Source organism: Nostoc sp. NOS(2021) (genome assembly GCF_017115025.1).
In the GTDB taxonomy this organism is placed as follows: domain Bacteria; phylum Cyanobacteriota; class Cyanobacteriia; order Cyanobacteriales; family Nostocaceae; genus Nostoc.
This window is the reverse complement of the sequence record NZ_JABXKM010000277.1, coordinates 1-17616: the sequence shown is the minus strand read 5'-3', so window position 1 is coordinate 17616 and position 17616 is coordinate 1. Positions and strand designations below refer to the sequence as shown.

General features: G+C 42.1%; 17 protein-coding genes. 10 read left to right on the top strand and 7 right to left on the bottom strand.

Translation table 11 applies throughout. The annotated features are described in order from the left end of the window. Positions 1 to 1084: 1084 nt before the first annotated feature. The 6 genes from HWQ41_RS27570 (at position 1085) to HWQ41_RS27545 (ending at position 6460) form a co-directional block, all read left to right on the top strand. A complete protein-coding gene (locus tag HWQ41_RS27570; RefSeq protein ID WP_292770216.1) occupies positions 1085 to 1318 on the top strand; it encodes a hypothetical protein in 234 nt (77 codons plus the stop codon). 209 nt (positions 1319 to 1527) lie between these two features. Then, positions 1528 to 1665, top strand: a complete 138-nt coding sequence (locus HWQ41_RS27565) for a hypothetical protein (protein WP_292770220.1) — start codon at positions 1528 to 1530, stop codon at positions 1663 to 1665. A 460-nt stretch (positions 1666 to 2125) separates the two neighbouring features. Beyond that, positions 2126 to 3289: a phosphotransferase gene (locus HWQ41_RS27560; protein ID WP_292770215.1), complete on the top strand. Its 1164-nt coding sequence runs from the start codon at positions 2126 to 2128 to the stop codon at positions 3287 to 3289. Between the two features lie 236 nt (positions 3290 to 3525). After that, complete coding sequence (locus tag HWQ41_RS27555) at positions 3526 to 4626, top strand: T3SS effector HopA1 family protein (RefSeq protein ID WP_292770214.1); 1101 nt, start codon at positions 3526 to 3528, stop codon at positions 4624 to 4626. Continuing rightward, the gene (locus tag HWQ41_RS27550) at positions 4623 to 5663 is read left to right on the top strand and encodes an aldo/keto reductase (RefSeq protein WP_292770213.1); all 1041 of its coding nucleotides are present in this window, start codon (positions 4623 to 4625) and stop codon (positions 5661 to 5663) included. Before HWQ41_RS27555 ends, HWQ41_RS27550 begins: the two co-directional genes overlap by 4 nt. A gap of 32 nt (positions 5664 to 5695) precedes the next feature. Beyond that, positions 5696 to 6460, top strand: coding sequence for a peptidylprolyl isomerase (locus HWQ41_RS27545; protein WP_292770211.1), 765 nt, complete (start codon positions 5696 to 5698; stop codon positions 6458 to 6460). A 301-nt stretch (positions 6461 to 6761) separates the two neighbouring features. Here HWQ41_RS27545 and HWQ41_RS27540 read toward each other — a convergent pair whose 3' ends face one another. The 6 genes from HWQ41_RS27540 to trmB all read right to left on the bottom strand — a co-directional run bounded on the left by HWQ41_RS27540 (position 6762) and on the right by trmB (position 10466). After that, positions 6762 to 6947, bottom strand: coding sequence for a hypothetical protein (locus HWQ41_RS27540; protein WP_292770209.1), 186 nt, complete (start codon positions 6945 to 6947; stop codon positions 6762 to 6764). Between the two features lie 21 nt (positions 6948 to 6968). Continuing rightward, positions 6969 to 8234, bottom strand: a complete 1266-nt coding sequence (locus HWQ41_RS27535; protein ID WP_292770207.1) for a nif11-class peptide radical SAM maturase 3 — start codon at positions 8232 to 8234, stop codon at positions 6969 to 6971. Between the two features lie 68 nt (positions 8235 to 8302). Beyond that, the gene (locus HWQ41_RS27530) at positions 8303 to 8668 is read right to left on the bottom strand and encodes a Nif11-like leader peptide family natural product precursor (RefSeq protein ID WP_292770205.1); all 366 of its coding nucleotides are present in this window, start codon (positions 8666 to 8668) and stop codon (positions 8303 to 8305) included. A gap of 41 nt (positions 8669 to 8709) precedes the next feature. Continuing rightward, entirely contained in the window at positions 8710 to 9147 is a 438-nt protein-coding gene (locus HWQ41_RS27525) for a nitrogen fixation protein (RefSeq protein ID WP_292770203.1), read from the bottom strand. 27 nt (positions 9148 to 9174) lie between these two features. Then, positions 9175 to 9399: a hypothetical protein gene (locus HWQ41_RS27520; protein ID WP_292770201.1), complete on the bottom strand. Its 225-nt coding sequence runs from the start codon at positions 9397 to 9399 to the stop codon at positions 9175 to 9177. 413 nt (positions 9400 to 9812) lie between these two features. Then, positions 9813 to 10466: a tRNA (guanosine(46)-N7)-methyltransferase TrmB gene (trmB, locus tag HWQ41_RS27515; RefSeq protein WP_292770218.1), complete on the bottom strand. Its 654-nt coding sequence runs from the start codon at positions 10464 to 10466 to the stop codon at positions 9813 to 9815. A 184-nt stretch (positions 10467 to 10650) separates the two neighbouring features. Between trmB and HWQ41_RS27510 the strand changes: the two genes are divergently transcribed. From HWQ41_RS27510 to lnt, 3 genes are all read left to right on the top strand, one after another. After that, entirely contained in the window at positions 10651 to 10803 is a 153-nt protein-coding gene (locus tag HWQ41_RS27510; protein ID WP_292770199.1) for a transposase family protein, read from the top strand. 317 nt (positions 10804 to 11120) lie between these two features. After that, complete coding sequence (gyrA, locus tag HWQ41_RS27505; protein WP_292770197.1) at positions 11121 to 13754, top strand: DNA topoisomerase (ATP-hydrolyzing) subunit A; 2634 nt, start codon at positions 11121 to 11123, stop codon at positions 13752 to 13754. Next, positions 13735 to 15384 carry an apolipoprotein N-acyltransferase gene (gene lnt / locus HWQ41_RS27500; RefSeq protein WP_292770195.1) on the top strand — a complete coding sequence of 550 codons (1650 nt, stop codon included), beginning with the start codon at positions 13735 to 13737 and terminating at the stop codon, positions 15382 to 15384. The genes gyrA and lnt overlap by 20 nt, the downstream gene beginning before the upstream one ends. Positions 15385 to 15900: 516 nt before the next feature. On the opposite strand, the gene HWQ41_RS27490 is transcribed toward lnt, so the two are convergent. Next, on the bottom strand, positions 15901 to 16158 hold the full coding sequence (locus tag HWQ41_RS27490; RefSeq protein ID WP_292770193.1) for a microviridin/marinostatin family tricyclic proteinase inhibitor: 258 nt from the start codon (positions 16156 to 16158) through the stop codon (positions 15901 to 15903). Positions 16159 to 17096: 938 nt separating this feature from the next. Here HWQ41_RS27490 and HWQ41_RS27485 point away from each other — a divergent pair. After that, on the top strand, positions 17097 to 17423 hold the full coding sequence (locus HWQ41_RS27485; protein ID WP_292770191.1) for a hypothetical protein: 327 nt from the start codon (positions 17097 to 17099) through the stop codon (positions 17421 to 17423). Positions 17424 to 17616: the final 193 nt, after the last annotated feature.

Sequence of the window (17616 nt, the reverse complement as noted above, 5' to 3'; positions counted from 1 at the left end):
AGCCTACGGTGTATACACAAGTCGAATTACCCCCCTTAATCCCCCCTTTCTAAGGCTACGGTGTACACACAAGTCGAAAAAAGCTCGATTGGACATTGTTTCCTCGTTCCCATGCTCTGCATGGGAATGCTGATTAGAGGCTCTGCCTCCAGTTAAATATTGAGTCAGAGACTCAATGAATGCATTCCCATACTCCGTATGGGAACGAGAAAAACCTCATCAAGCTAGGTTTTTAGGACTTGTGTGTACACCGTAGCCAATACATACGGGGAGGGTTAGGGTAGGGTAAAACCTTGGTTAATCAGCTATTTCAGACTTGTGTATACACCGTAAACAAGCGAGGAGGGGACTATGATGTACCTCATGTGATTAGGAAGCGCTATAAGCTCTAATTCCAAAACCTAAGCTTAAGTCCTACTCTGTTGGCAACGGGTGAACTTGTTACATTTCTTTTACCGCACCCTCTTGACAAAAGTGCAATTACCTTAATATCTCACCGAATTTTAGATAAATCTAAAATCTAAAATCGTTCGACTGAACGCTCACGACAAGTCTAAAATCCAAAATTGTATGACGAATTACTACGCATCAGGTAGACACTACTTCTGTGGAATATCATGCTATCCAAATTATCCCACTTTTGATGTGTTCTGGTGTACGCAGTTCATGATGGCTACTTATTTAACATATCAGAGATGTAGTCGCTCAGAGACGACATTAAAAGACAAAACTACTATATTAATGTCCCTAAAAGTAGTATCAGGATTCAGGTGATGCGAAAATCGCTCAAACTATTGTCAGATAACAGGTTGCAAAAAAGTAGTCATAAAATATTGACTTTTTAAATCTAATACTCAACTATAAAAAAGGGATAAGGCCTAGTAAAGCCCTATCCCAATATAATTTACTGCCAAAGCAATATTTTAATTTAGAGACATAAAAGCTTTAGTTGTGTCTATAAAAGCGATTTAGAAAGCTTGATTTTCAAGGTTTATTCAATAACAATGAAATCAAGGATTAAACAAAACAAAGTTTAATTCTACTGACAAAAGTTACTCAACTTATTTTTTGAAGGAAAAACATCATGGCTTCAATTAAAATTTCTGAATTACGTCCTGCTGGTTCTGAATTGTTCCAAGATTCTGAAAGCTTCCTCAATGAGTTAAATTCTCAAGATATGGGAGGCGTTATCGGAGGTCTTAACGTTAACAGTGTAGCTAGCCAGTCTGTAGGTTCAATAGCTTCAGCTGCAGTGACAGGTGGTATAATCACCCAAAGTGTTTCTGTCAGTGTTAGTGGTGTAGCAACAAAAGCTTAGGATATAACTGATACAGGTTTTATCTGGCAATTAAAGAAAAGTCTCACTTTCTCACTTTAGAAACCAGTCATCTGACTACTAAACATCTGACTAAGCTTCTAAAGAGAAAAACTATCCTACAGCCAGATATTATACAAAGGCTTTTTAGATATAAATGCATTATAGCATTATATATCTAAAAAGCCTTATTTGTAAATAGGAAAAAACAAATGGCTTCGATCAAAATCTCTGAATTACGTCCTGCTGGTTCTGAACTGTTCCACGATTCTGAAAGCTTCCTCAACCAACTCAATGAGCAGGAATTTGAATTGTTTGGAGGAAAGGGTGGATTCGTCAGGGTTCTCTAGTTGAGTACCAACCCCATAGCTGAAGCTAGGGCCTTGTAGGATACTTCACCTGACCAGACTAACCGTTTAGAGTAAGAGTTAAAGACCCACTTCACGATGCTTGCTAGTCCTGAACTCTGGAACTAGGCGATTAAACAGACTTATAGAGAATAAATCAGTGTCGCTTGGATAGTCACCGACTCTAAACAATGTCGAAGCAAACTTTACCTGTAAAAAGGATGCAGCAATGCACTCAATCTGTTTATCAAAGAGTTTGAAACCCTTGCTAGACAATAATAGCAGCCGTTATTATTAGCATTCTGTGCTTGTGCGCGAAATTTATGCTTCTAAGGTGGGTTTTTAGACCAAATCCTGATCCTTAACTAAAGGTTCAGCATAACAGGTACGGAAGAGCCAGACTTTTTAGAGGATTATAATTAGTCCCAGAAATATCAATTTTAGATGTGGGAAACCTGAAAATATGACATTTGCATTAAGCTCTCAAAATGTTTTTAATTATCTGATAGAAAAAAGTCTCTGTACTACTGAAGATCAAGCCCAAAGTGAAATAGAACAAAAATATGGCAAAAACTTTAATTTGTTAGTTAGTTTAGCGAATGCTCGCAAACTACTTGTCAAGCAAGAACGTCTCAACCCAGAAGGAAAAGCGTCTGGTGAGTTTTTGCGAGAATGGCAAATTCAGGAATTTGTTCATAAATTTCCAGAATTAAGTCAAATGCACAACTGGATATCAGAGGGAGTTAACTTTAATCCCGATGATTCCATTATTATTTTTAATTACCTAAATAAGTATCGTGATGTGATGACTTTCTATGGTAAGGAAAACATTTTCCCCTTAGAAATCGCCTCTGCTATAGGCACAATTTTAGCCCGCATCCATAGCTTAACTTTCAATCATAAAGATTATCAAGATTTTTTGTCTTCATCCTTGGAAAGTCAAGCCAGCGATCAGGTTAAACATTTAGTTAAAGATTTGGGACGAATTAGCCCAGAAATTTTTGGTTCTGTTCCGGCTGATGGTCTGAAATTCTTTGCCCTTTATCAACGATATGACAGTTTAGGTCAAGCCATAGTCGAACTGAGAAATTCTTTAAAACCCAATTGTCTAACACACAATGATCTAAAATTGAATAATATCCTTGTGGCTGATGATTGGGAAGAAGGTATTAGCAACAGCACCATAAGATTAATTGATTGGGAAAGGTGTAGTTGGGGAGATCCAGCTTTTGATTTAGGTACACTCATTGGTAGCTATTTGCATATCTGGTTGAATAGCATGATTACCAGCAAAACCATGAGTATCGATGAATGCTTGCGGATGGCGAGAACACCCTTGGAGATGATACAACCTTCCGTTGCTGCATTAGCGATCGCATATTTAAATCATTTTCCAGAAATCTTACAGCATCGTCCTGACTTTTTACAGCGAGTTGTACAGTTTGCTGGTTGGAATTTGATTATCGCTATTCAATCAATCCTGCAATACCAAAAATATTTTGGTAACACGGGTATCTGTATGCTGCAAGTGGCTAAGTCTTTATTATGCCGTCCAGAAGCATCGATTCCCACAATTTTTGGAGTGCAAGCATCAGAACTTACAGCGTTGAGAGCTTCGCTTCAATAGATAGCACAATGGCTAGTGATTAATGAAGGCAAAAAAGGTCGATTCTCCCAAAGTCGATTCTGAATACTTCTTCGACTATATAAAGACAGCTAACTCTCTTAATACATCCGTCTGATTTCTACCACTGTATTCGTAATATTCCTTAAGCAATTATTTCTCCTATATGTGGTATCTTAATTGACGGTGGGAGCATCAAATCCACAAGCTTATCTCCCCTTAATTAAAGGCAAGCACCTATGCAACTACTAGATCCGTTGCCAATGCAATTAGCGGCTATTCCAGAGTCATTGCAGGATTCATTGCAAGATATCGTTAATAAAATTCAGATAAAATCCAGATTTTGTATTAGCCATCCCGACTACAAACCCATAGAATTACCAGATGAGGCACTCCCACGATTTCAGCAATTGCCCTCAGATGTACAAAATAAGTATTTAAACGCCCAACTATCTAATTTTCTCTACGGCATTTATTACAACGGTTCCCTAAAACGTGCTTTAGCACTTGATGGAGAGACAACAAATTTAGCAGTCAACCAAAATTTAGAAAATAACACCTTTCTAGGCGTGGATATGGTATTTTACAATCGCCTCCATGAAAGCAACAAAGGTGAAGGCTACTTTAGTCTCAATTGGCTGGTGGTGAAAGAAGAATCAGATGGCGCTTTAGCAGTAAACAAGGGTGGTTTGACTCTGCATATTGAACGCAGTAAACATTTACAAGCACAAGACGAAGCTGTGACTGTGGGGAATCCAGTTGCGATCAAACTGCCCAAGAATTTGGTGCAAAACGGCTTTTACATGGCAGTTAGTAATGCAGGCTCTTACAGTGGTGAAAATATAGTCCGAGTCTATTTCAACTTAACTACTGATGGTGCAGTTGCAGTCATGGAAAGCTTGACTACCCAACTTAATGCCATCGCCCTGCCTTTCAACTTTAAAGCGTTATACAACCCCTCTGATTATGGGCGTTATGACTCTGCGGTGCTTTACTTTGACAAAAACAACTATGAAGCTGTACATTCAGTACTAGAAAAGGTGTATGCAGAACACCAATCCCATTTTCTGCCAGAAGTGCCTTTATTTACTAAACTTATCGCACCAGGGTTAGCGATCGCTGAAGAACCAGACCAAAAATTTGGTGAAAAAGAAAGCTTTGGGATGAATCGCTGTCAAATTATAACCAATGGTTTGATAGAAGCTTGGCAGCAAGAGGATGATTCGCCAGAAGGTCGAATGGCATCGATTTTGGCACAATTCTCCGCACTGGAAATTGACCTGCAACGTCCTTACCTGAATGCCAAATCTGATGATATTTACCCAGCTTTAAAGTCATGAAAATTACTAATCTTGCTCCTGATATTCAGACTCCTGATTTCCAGCCGCAGTTAACAGCTGCCGAGGAACTTGCCATTGCTAATAGTAGATTTGCCCAATCAGATTTACCTTTTTATCGCAAACTTGGACGGACTGACTTAACTGTTAGTTGTTTAGGACTCGGAGGTGGGGGTCACATCTCCAGTGAAGATACCCTTTACGCCTTCGACCAAGGCATCAACTTTTTTTTCTACTCCAGCGATTTACATCAATATCTTTATAGTTCCATGCGTCCCGCGCTCCGCCAATTATGCGGACGCGGTTCCTCAATGCGTGAGAAGGCAGTTCTGGCAACTGTCAGTTACATGATTAGAACTCCAGACACAGCATTCACCTATTTGTACGATCAATTTATCGACCTGGGTATTGACTACATTGATGTGTTTTTCTGGGGCTGGATTGATGAGCATAATCATCCTGCTTTTGAGAAGTGTATCAGTGCCTCTGACGATATCCGTGGTCGGGGGTCAGTAACTCAGCGCCAAATCGAAAGAGTGTTTGGCGTCTCCGAAAAGCTAAAAAAAATGGGTGCAGTGCGCTATATTGGTGCTTCTTTTCACGACCACGATTTAGCAAAACAGTGGTTAAATAGCCCTTTATTGGATGTTGCGATGGTGAGGCATAACGTAGCACATCGTACAGCCCAAAGAAAGGTTTTCCCCCATTTGGATGCCAACGATCCCCATCGACCAGGGATTGTCACCTTTAAGTCAGCAGGTATGCTTGGTGCCCTCTGGGAACCCCCGGCTGGTTTACCAAATGGATGCTGGCAACCTTCAGTCCCAGATTTATATCGCTATTCTTTAAGTCAAAACTCTGTTGATGTTGCTTTAGCAGGTTGGGAAACTCGTGAACATGTAGATGCAGCAATTCAGGCTGTGCAAAAGGGCAAACTTACCCCTGAAGAAATCGACTACCTCAATCTGTATGGTGACTTGCATCGCAACCGCATCAAACCTCACGAAATTCCTACAGAACGTTTGCTTGTTGGCAGATAGAAATAACAATCTTATTTAAATATCATCAAGCCATGACAGAACAATTAGAACAAACTCTAACACTCAAGGTTTTAACCAACGAACCAGTACAAGCCCATCCAGCAACCGATGCAGAAATTTTGACATATTTGCGTCATTCTGCTAAGTTTGCAGAAATAGCGATCGCTGCTGAACGTGAGGCATTAGTTTTAGCCAACTGCAACCAGTTAGGAATTGAAATATCTGATGATGAATGGCAAGCTGCTGGCGATGCTTTTCGCTTGGAACACAAGTTATGGGGAAATACAGAAACTAGTGCATGGCTGGAAGAGCAACGCATTAGTGTAGACGAGTGGTCGCAAGGAATTAAAGTGGCGCTGTTGGAGAACAAGCTTAAAGAACATCTGTTCGGTCTAACAGTGGATGGCGCTTATGTTTCAAACCGCGACAACTACAGACGGGTGGCGCTATCGCAAATTCTGGTTACTGACCTGGCAACTGCTTGGAAAATCGTGCAAATACTACGCGAAGGACAAGCTTCTTTCTGTGCTTTGGCTTTGGAACATTCTAAGGGTAAGCAGTCGCAAGAAAGTGGCGGCTTTGTCGGAATTCGCTATTTAGTAGAACTCATACCGGAAATTGCCAAACCTCTTACCGAAGCTAAGGAAGGTGAAATTATTGGCCCTGTGCAAACAAAAGTGGGGTATCACGTTCTGAGAGTGGAAAAGTGGTTCCCCATAGAATTGAATCAAGCAGTGAGAGAACAAATTATGGACTCGTTGTTTCAAGTGTGGTTGCAAAATTTGAAAAATGTTTAATTTAGTCTTATTAGGATTTTTGCCAAAAGTCTAATTTTGACAGGATTTACGCAAACAATAGCCGAAAGCGTGATTTTATTCTTAGAGGTTGTTTTAAAAGTATTTGGCTGTGATTTTAGGCACTTAATGATCCCCCCTAGCCCCCCTTAAAAAGGGGGGAACCAGAATCAAAGTCCCCCTTTTTAAGGGGGATTTAGGGGGATCTAGAAGTTTTGCTACCGACAAAAGGACTTTTCAAACAACCGCTTAGGGGCAATTCATGAATTGCCCCTACAGCGTGTAATTTTGCGTCAGTCCAAAATTATTCAGTTTCAATTCTCAAAACACCTGCTTCTTTTTCGATGCGGTCTAGAGCTTTCTTTGCCCGAAAAATAATTCTCAAATAAGCCAACTGACTATTCCAAGCTGAACGAGGTAATAGGGTTGCTTGAGAGTCAGGAACAGTCGGATTTTCTGAAGGGATAGAGTCAGTAGAGATATTATTCATAGAAATGGGATTTTGCAGTTTTTAATTACTAGAACCAGCTAAAGATGGTGCTAGATTTGGTTCTTCTTGCCAACTTTCTGGCCATTGAATGCGATCGCTAGTAAAGTGAAGCGGATCGTTTTCAGTCCAAGGGGCAGTTATCGGTTCTTCAATTAGCCCAAACTCCCCATTGTCAAAAGGATTTCCGTCCGCCCGACGCTGAAGAAAAACTCGCTCTCGAATACCGCCTTTTTCCTGAGTGAGGGCGCGATGATGACAATAAGGATTATTGCCTCTCTTATCAAAGAAAACATGAGCAGTCCAACTGCAACCACCTCGACAGAGTTCTGCAAATTCACAAGTCTTGCAAAAACCCCATAAGTGTGATGTTCCTTTCGGAGTATCAGCTCCGAGATTAAACCGTAGTTCTTCAGTTTCTTCAATAATTGTTCGCAGTGAATAGTCGCGGATGTTACCGCCAGTGTATGCTGTGGTAGGCAGTGAGGGACAACCTTTGATAGCACCATCGGCTTCGATGCCTAAAGAAGACAATCCAGCATTGCACCCCTGCCAAAAAGTCCAAGCATCCCCTCCTCCCCGCAACATCCGTTCATAAGGCCCGTAATAGCCAATATTATTTCCTGGTTGTAGCCGCACCCCTTCTCGCTTTGCGCGTTGGGCAACACGAGCAATCATCGGATATACATCTAGTAGTTCATAAGGTTGCAGCAGAATTTCACTATTATCTGCGGCATTCCCCATTGGTACAGTCAACTGAATTTGCCAAGCGAAGATGCCAGCGTCGCGCAGATGTTCGTAAATTCGCGGGAATTCTGGTGCAGAGAGGCGATTGATTTGAGTATTGCAACCAAAGGGAATACCAGCTTGTTTGAGATTGCTCATAGTCTTAAACGCCCATTGCCAGGAGCCTTGTCTACCACGGAGGCGATCGTGAGTTGCTTCTAAGCCATCAACCGATACGGATACCACACTAATTCCAGCTTCCTTCATCCGGTGTGCTGTCTCCAGAGTGATCCCATAACCCCCAGTGGTCATACCACAGAGCATTCCAGAAGAAGTAATTGCTTGGGCAATCTCCAGCCAATCAGGACGCAGAAACGCTTCACCACCAATTATGGTTACTTCAGTGATTCCCACTTCCGCCATTTGTCTGACTAAATCAAGGGCTTCTGCTGTAGAAAGTTCGTTCGCCCTTGCATGACCAGCACGAGAACCGCAGTGCTGGCAAGCTAGATTACACTTTAATGTAATTTCCCAAACTGCATAACTAATTCGGCGATAAGTCATTAGAATACCTCAATTAAATTATCTGGAAAGGGACGGATATATCTTCATCCATCCCAATAAATATCAGCTTATTCTCCAGACGCTGGCCCAACAACTCCATATAGTGGCTGAACAGCTCCATACATTGGCACAATCACAATCGGTGGCGATCGCCACCACTTAAGACATGATGGCTGTGGGTTGTGTTTTCCAGTAAACCCACCAAAAACGGTTTCTAATTCTTTTTCATTTAAATCCCTGAGTTCACCTTCACTAGTAGTTGACTCCAATAATTGAGTCGTATATTCTTCAAACTCTTCCTGAGTAAAATCATAGCCAGCATCATTGACTATTCGGCTAGCTTCATCTTTACTTGGAATGTCTTGAAGTTGAGCGCGAAATGTTTCATCATTTGCCACTCTTACATAAAAGGCTTGAACATTTTCTATAGACATGATTTTCTCCTGAAATTATTTAACTACAGACCTAGCTTTGCTTAACCAAAAATAGGTGTTGCCACCTCAACTGCTAGCTCAGATGCGTTGTAGTTATCTGTAATAACTTGCGGACAACGCATACAAGCTGCCTTGCCTTCTTGCTGCCACCACCGACAATCTCGGCGTATGGAACAGGGTGGTAGTTCTTCTGCTACTACAGGGAACTTTTCTACAATTCGCATTGCTAGACGACAATCTTTTCCATCAAAATGCTGACAACCTTTAGTAGCGCAAGGTGCTGCCGTCCGAAAAATTTCGGCAGGTGTAATTGGGCTAGCTTTTGCTATTAGTTCATCAGTGATAGGTTGGGGCTTTTTGAGATAAGCTACACGGGGTTCTGTCACTGTCCCACCGACTACGCCAAAGACAACACTATCCACAGATTCGGGTCTAGCACTGGGACAAAGTGTAGGTTTATCAGCAGCAAATTCTTCCATCAATTGAGCCTCCAAGGAAGAGAAACTTTATGACAAAAGGATTTTATCTGGATATGGATATGCGATGATTCCTATCAAAACAGGGGAAATAAGAAGAGATTTACTAATTATTCCACCTGCAACGCTTTTCATTTCCTCATCAGACAAAGCATCTTCTGAATCTAAACCTTGGTTCCGTCGTTCCACCGCATTTTTGACGGCATCATCAATTAGATCGTTAATTTCAAGTTGACCGTTATACTTCCTTTCCATGTTGATTTTCCTCTGAATATTGACATTGTTAGGCTTAAAGACTGAATTAAATTGCCTAATGTATGTCCTCATTTTAGGAGAAAGGAAAGCTACTAACTCTATTGTTAAGATGCTCAACTAGACATAAATGAAACTTTTATGTCCCTAAAAAATAATTTTTTAAATATCCTATTTTTGGGGAGGGACATATATTCGTTAATCAAGCCATATACTCTTGTATACTAATGCAAATTGAATATTTCGATAATTATGGCCATTAACTATAATGGTTTTGTCCCAAAATTATTGCCAACTGGTAGGTAATATCTAATTAAAATATACTCCAGATAAACTCCTAAGAGATTATCTGATTTATAAGATGTCAATATGTCAAGCAAAATTTGGCGTTTATGCGCTAGATGCTCATACCGTCACTAGCCCTTATTCACAACTTCTTGCTTGACAAATAAAGCTCGATAAACAGGTTCACCCTTTTTTTGCGTACTTATTTCCCGTTCTGTGGGGACTGGTAACGGGTTTTCGGCTAACCATTCTTCTGTACCAACTCTTTGAAAAGCTGGATTTTCAGCAAAGCGATCGCGCATTTCCACCGCGACAAATTCCATATCTGATTGCAGAAATACAACTCCACCAACCGCAAGATAATTAGCTAATTCTGCCACTAGTTCTGGTTGGACTACACGACGTTTAGCGTGGCGGGTTTTAAACCAAGGATCGGGGAATTGAATTGTAACACGTTGTAAACTTCCTGGAGGGAGGGAAGATAAAAGCGATCGCAGTGAGTTATTCACATTGCAAAATAAGTAGTGCAGATTTGTTAAAGTCAACTCAGAACGTAACTTATTCGCCTCCATCACCAGCGGTTCCCGAATTTCTAAGCCTAGATAGTTGCAGTTGGGTTCTATCTTGGCCATATTCACCAAAAACTGTCCCTTAGCGCAGCCAATATCTAAATGTAGTGGTTGATTTGGCTTTGCATAAATGTTTTCCCAGTCAAGGGGACTTGCTGGTGTTTGATACTTTTTACCAAGTGGATTAACATGCTGGCGGACTCGGACTGCTGCCAAAATTTGCTCTCCTTTACGTGAAAATATCCTGTGGTGTCGTGCGATCGCCATCAGTTATGTTGGTTAACACAATGTACTAACAGTGAAACTTTTTTTCGTTTGAAATTATACTCAATTAGTCAGCGATCGCCTCATCGAAAAAAAGCCACGGAAACCTTCTGTGGGTGGGGGTAAAAAGGTTAGATTGCAACCAGTAGAAGACAAGCTATTTTTCATATTGTTCTATTTTAAGTGTTATCCCAACTTTGATGTAATAGGGGTGTTATTTGACTTACACCGCAGCCCTTGCATATCGTTGGATGCTAAAACCTTATTTAGCGGCAAGTCTAGTAAATAGCTGTTATAAAAGTAAGAGCTTATAAAGCCAATTTAGATTGTTCTCTTAAATTTACCCCGTCATATTTCAAGTTAGGTAAATTTGCACTCAGCAAGCTTTTAGTTCATTGCTCTCTTTAACTAGCTAAGAGCCTCTAATATTGTGATTTATTATACCCTTTTTTAACTAGATATTTGGGTTAGTTATCCGGGCAAAAAAAGGCAGTATATGCTAAGATTGTATCAGAATATGGCAATTATTCAAGAGCAATTTAGAATAACTTTGCGATTTGTTGAGTAAAAAAGCTAAAATCTACGATTTTTGGAGATTTTTAGGTTATGACAACCTCACAGGAGAGGATTATCCCGATAGACTTGCGAACCGAAATGTCGCAGTCTTATCTGGAATACGCCATGAGCGTGATAGTGGGTCGGGCGCTGCCAGATGCCAGGGATGGTCTAAAACCTGTGCATCGTCGCATTCTCTACGCAATGCACGAGCTAGGTCTACTCCACGATCGCCCCTTTAAGAAATGCGCCCGTGTAGTGGGGGAAGTATTAGGTAAATATCACCCCCACGGCGACACGGCAGTGTATGATGCCTTGGTGCGGATGGCACAGGATTTTTCGATGCGATCGCCCTTAGTTAACGGGCATGGTAACTTTGGTTCGGTAGACAACGATCCGCCAGCCGCAATGCGATACACAGAATGTCGCTTGCAAGCTTTAACTAGTGCTGGTCTACTGCACGACATTGAATTAGAAACTGTAGACTTTGCCGATAACTTCGACGGTTCCCAGCAAGAACCCACAGTCTTACCAGCCCGGATTCCACAGTTATTGCTCAACGGTTCCTCTGGAATTGCCGTGGGCATGGCCACCAACATTCCCCCCCACAATTTGGGCGAATTGATTGATGCCTTGGTAGCTGTAATCCACAATCCAGAAATCACCGATCTGGAATTAATGCAGTATGTCCAGGGCCCAGATTTTCCAACTGGGGCGCAGATTTTGGGGACATCTGCGATTCGCGAAGCTTACACTACTGGGCGTGGTTCCATTACCATGCGTGGTGTCGCTAACATTGAAACCGTTGAACAGCGCGGACGCCCAGATAGAGAAGCAATTATCATCACCGAATTGCCCTATCAAACCAACAAAGCGGCGCTGATTGAAAAAATCGCCGAAATGGTGAACGAGAAGCGTCTAGAGGGCATCGCAGATATCCGAGATGAAAGCGATCGCGATGGGATGCGAGTTGTGATCGAACTCAAGCGTGATGCTTATCCCCGCGTCGTTCTAAACAACCTCTACAAGCAAACCCCACTGCAAGCCAACTTTGGGGCGAATATGCTGGCGTTGGTGAATAGCGAACCCCAAGTACTCACCCTCAAGCAGTTCTTAACCGTCTTCTTGGATTTCCGCATCGAATCCATTGCCAGACGCACCCGCTACGAACTGCGGAAAGCAGAGGAACGCGACCATCTTCTGCAAGGGTTATTGATTGCTCTTTCCCAGTTAGATCCGATTATTGTCTTGATTCGCCATGCACCAGATGCGCCCACAGCTAAAGGCGAACTGATCACAACTTACGGACTCTCAGAAGTGCAAGCAGATGCGATTTTGCAGATGCAATTGCGGCGGTTGACTGCCTTAGAAGCAGATAAAATTCGTCTGGAACACGATGAATTGCAAGCAAAGATTACCGACTTGCAAGATATTTTGGCACGTCGGGAGAGAGTGCTAGAAATCATTGAAACCGAAGTCGCACAACTGAAAACTAGCTTCGCTACACCTCGCCGCACGGTGATTTTACCAGGGGAAGGGGAATTAGATGACCGTGACCTAATTGCCAATGAAAAAGCGATCATTTTGGTTACAGAACAAGGCTACATCAAACGGATGCCAGTCAATACCTTTGAGGCGCAAAGCCGTGCTACCAGAGGTAAAGCCGCAGCCAAGGTGAAAGATGATGACACCGTTGAGCATTTCTTAACTTGCTGCGATCACGACAGTATTTTATTCTTTAGCCAGCGTGGTGTCGTTTACTGCCTGAGAGCGTATCAAATTCCAGTGAGTTCGCGTACCAGTCGCGGGACACCAATTGTTCAAATGCTACCCATTCCCAAAGAGGAAAAAATCACCTCGATTGTACCCGTTGACGAGTTTAGCAACCAAGAATATTTGGTTATGCTCACCAAAGGCGGCAATATCAAGAAAACCGAATTGGCAGCGTTTAGTCATATTCGCGCCAATGGCTTGATTGCGATTTCCTTAGAAGAAGGCGACCAACTGCGCTGGGTGCGACGCGCTAAAGCAGAAGACAGCGTAATCATTGGTTCTCGTCACGGGATGGCGATTCACTTCCGGTGCAACCACGAACAATTGCGTCCTTTAAGTAGGGCGACTCGTGGGGTGAAAGCCATGAAACTGAAAAATAAAGATGAACTGGTGGGTATGGATATTCTCCCCGCAGCAGTTCTTGCCACTTTGGATACAGAAATAGAAGCCGAAATTGAAGATATCGAAATTATCGAAGCAGTCGAAACAGAAGATATCGAAATTATCGAAACTATGGAAACTATCGAAACTAATGAAGAATCCCCAGAAGTGCCTAGCAACGGCAGTATTGGCCCTTGGGTATTAGTAATTACAATGGCAGGATATGGTAAGCGCGTACCAGTTGCCCAGTTCCGGCTGCAAAATCGTGCTGGTCAGGGTTTAATGGCAACCAAGTTCAAAAACCGCAAAAACAAAGACAAGCTGGCAACCCTACGCATTGTAAACGACGATGACGATGAAATGATGATGGTGACAAATCGCGGTATTATCATCCGTCAAGCCTTGAATGCGATTTCTATCCAATCGCGATCGGCAACTGGAGTTAGAGTGCAGCGTTTAGATGAAGATGACGCGATTACCGGAGTGGCAATAGTTCCACCTGATGCTGTCGATGCAGAAGAAGCAGAGTAAAAAGCAGGGGGAGAGGTTAACCGCCTTACTCCCTTACTTGATTGCCTTAGCTAGCGGCATTTTGATGGGGCTAACCGTCGCCCCTGTCGGCGCATGGTTCTTAGCTTGGGTTGCCTTAGCCCCTCTCTGGGTATTGGTTGTTAGTTCTAATTCAATCCAAAATCGAAGTTGCGCTGGAAGCGCACCAAAGGTGCGACCCAAAATCCAAAATGGCTTCCTCTGGGGTATCGGTTATCACGGTGTCGCCCTATTTTGGATTACGGGAATTCATCCGATGACTTGGTTAGGCGTTCCGTGGTGGCCGAGTTTGGCAATCACCCTTTTTTGTTGGGGATTTATCAGCCTCTTGGGAGGGATATTCGTTGCTATTTGGGCGGCTGTGATGGTTCGCCTCACCGGACAAAAACCGTGGTTACGTGTACTGATTGGTACAGCCGTCTGGTGCGGCTTAGAGAGTCTGTGGAGTGCCGGGCCTTTGTGGTGGAGTTCCCTGGCTTACACCCAAAGTCCGCATAACCTGGTGATTTTACACCTCGGTCAACTCTCTGGGCCTAATACTGTGACAGCAGCGATCGCAGCCGTCAATGGCTTAATTGCTGAAGGATGGACGAACCACAGAGACGCAGAGGGCGCAGAGAGAATTTCCTTTGCGCCTCTGTGGTTTGTTAATAAATACTTTGCTATTGCCACAGGATTATTAATTAGCTTACACCTGATTGGTTTGATCTTATATAGCCGTCCCATTGCTCAACCCCCAGAAGCAGCCTTGAAAGTGGGGATTGTTCAGGGTAATATCCCGAACCGACTTTTACGAAGTTCGGAAGGGTTTCGTCGCGCCCAAGAAAATTACACCAGTGGGTATATAACTTTAGCAGACCAAGGTGTAGATGCAGTTCTCACCCCAGAAGGAGCCTTACCTATTTTTCAGCGTGACTTGATGGGAACTGCCTTAGTCGCAGCCGTGAAACTAAAAGGTGTAGTTGCTTGGATTGGGGCTTTTGGAGAGCGGGGAGACAGTTATACAATTAGCTTGTTTACTTTCAATGGTAAGGGTGAAATTGTCAGCCGCTACGATAAAGCCAAACTAGTACCTCTGGGAGAATATATTCCTTTTGAAGGAATTTTAGGCGGAATAGTTAAGCGGTTGTCGCCTTTGGATGCACACCAGGTTCCTGGTTCAGCAAATCAGCTATTTGACACTCCTTTTGGCCGAGCGATCGCTAGTATATGTTACGAATCTGCTTTTCCTGAACAATTTCGCCGTCAAGCTGCTGCGGGTGGGCAATTTATCCTCAGTTCTTCTAACGATGCCCATTACACGGCGTCTATGCCATTCCAGCATCATGCACAGGATATGATGCGGGCAATTGAAACTGATCGATGGTCAGCACGGGCAACTAATACTGGATATTCAGCCTTTATAGATCCTCACGGCAAAACCTTGTGGATATCTGGATATAATACCTACGAAACTCATGCTGAAACAATTTATCGGCGACAGACAAAGACTTTATATGTGCGTTGGGGTGATTGGTTGACACCGTTATTGTTAATATTCTCTGGAGGAGCGTGGCTGGTAATTCAACTGAGGGATACAAACAAAATAAACAAAAACCTCACCCTGTCCTGACGGACATCCCTCTGTTTTATTAATTCTGTAGAACCTCAGCGATCGCCTGAAAGGATATTTTAAAAGTCCTATTGTAGGTATAAAAACGTTCTAGATCCTCCTAAATCCCCCGATAAATTGGGGGACTTTGAGAATTTTTTGCCCCCCTTAAAAAGGGGGGTTGGGGGGATCAAGTCTGATCCGAACCGTATTGAGAGTAGTGCATCTGCGATCGCTTCCGCAATCGGATAGTCCAAATCTCTCTCCAGCACTCCCCACTCTCCTGTAGGGTTAACTTCCAAAAAAACGTATTCCCCTGATGGTGTTTGGATGAAGCTAAACGCTCCAAAAGTCAGTCCAAACTTTGCTATAAAGGCATGGAGACAACGGATTATTTCATCAGGTAATTCATCGGGTTCCCACGCACAAGCCTCTTTTATCGCACGTCGCCAGTCTTGGGTGGACGCTGAATAACCAGATGCGTTGAAATAGTTTTCAAAACTGCATCTCTTGTGTACTCGAAAATAGACAGTAGAGTTATTGTGTGGGCAAAGCGTCATCACCGTCTGAAGGGTACTTCTGAGTAACAGCTTCATCGCTATCAGAAGGGTACTTCTTAGTTACTACACCGCCGTCTTCATTATCAGAAGGGTACTTCTGAGTTACGACTGTGCATCCGCCGCTAATTGCTTCTGATTGTTGATCAGAAAGGTCTTCACCGTTTTGCCCTTCTAGGAATCGGGCGAAGAACGGTACTGCTTGTGAATTTAAATCTTCTGGTTTTATCTCAGACACAATCTTTATCCTATGAAAAGTGAATCTAAATTTATACCATATCTGATGATATTACATAATACTTAAGTATAGCAAGTATTAATTTCTTGTTACCCTAATATTTACTTATGTAAAAATGCTTGTATAAAGTTGAAAGTATAATAATTTTTCTCAAGTAATTTATTAACAATTGCTACTGAATATTGGTTTCAATAAGAGAGAATCTTTTCTTAAAACCCTTTTTCTTGGTCAACAATGTCAAATGTACAATCAATTCTCCTCTCCTACTATCGTTTTACGGGAGCAATTAATTTTCGCTATCCATAAAATCAGAGATTAGAGGTTGTTTGAAAAGTAGTTAGCTGTGATTTTAGGCACTTATTGATCCCCCTTAAAAAGTGGGTAACTGGAATTAAAGTCCCCCTTTTTAAGGGGGATTTAGGGGGATCTAGAACGTTTTATTACCGAGAAGAGGACTTTTCAAACATCCTCTTAGCTAGTACAGTACGGCGTAAATCCAACTACCATCTCAATTAACCAGAGAAGTTGCTCAGAGCAACTGGTTAAACGTAGGCAAACTGACGCCACAGTGTACTAGGAATTTATCCTATTTAATGAATACATTTTAATTATTAAGTTTCTTGAATTTACCGATATTTATGATGCTTTTTCTGAAAAAAGCCGATACGGAATTGCTTTAACCTTATTTTTGCAAGAATTGTAAATAATAAAACATTGTCCCAATTACACCACTTTGTCGTCGATTAGAAAAAATTACATTTTGCTAGATACTGACTATTTATTTGCACAGTTTAATCTCATTTACAATTATCCATAAGGGTGAAATTACAATACAGAATTTCATACCAAATTAAGTTTAAAAAAAAGTTATGAGCGATAATTCGCCGACTTTAAAGTGTTTAATAAAGTTATTACCGAAAGTTTAGAGAAGTAAAAACATGAAAGGTTTCAGGAAATTATCCTCAATAGCAATGTTGCTATTTGCCTTTGTGTCTCCGCCCTCATTAGCTGAAGCGAAGGATATTTCTCTAAGTAATGCTCGAAATGAACAGAGCGTTGCGCCAGAGGCTAACCTAGTTGGAGATAAAACCGGAGAGCTTTTAATTGCTCAAGGGCGGTTATTAAGACGACGACAGATTATCCAACGACGGCGACCATTAAGACGACGGCAGATTATCCAACGACGACAGCAGTTAAGACAGCGCCAGATTATCCGACGACGGCAGCCGTTAAGACAACGCCAGATTATCCGACGACGGTATTGATGACAACTAACTAATGGTTAATGGTCGTTCTATTAACCACTAACCATTAACTATCGTTATGTTCTATAGCGGTTCCCAGGTGCATGAACTATATATCAAAACCTCACCCTAACCCCTCTCCGTGAGTTCGGAGAGGGAAGATAAAGCACAGCTTTATCGGGGTGAGGTTAAGCTGTACCTCATTCTTATTAGG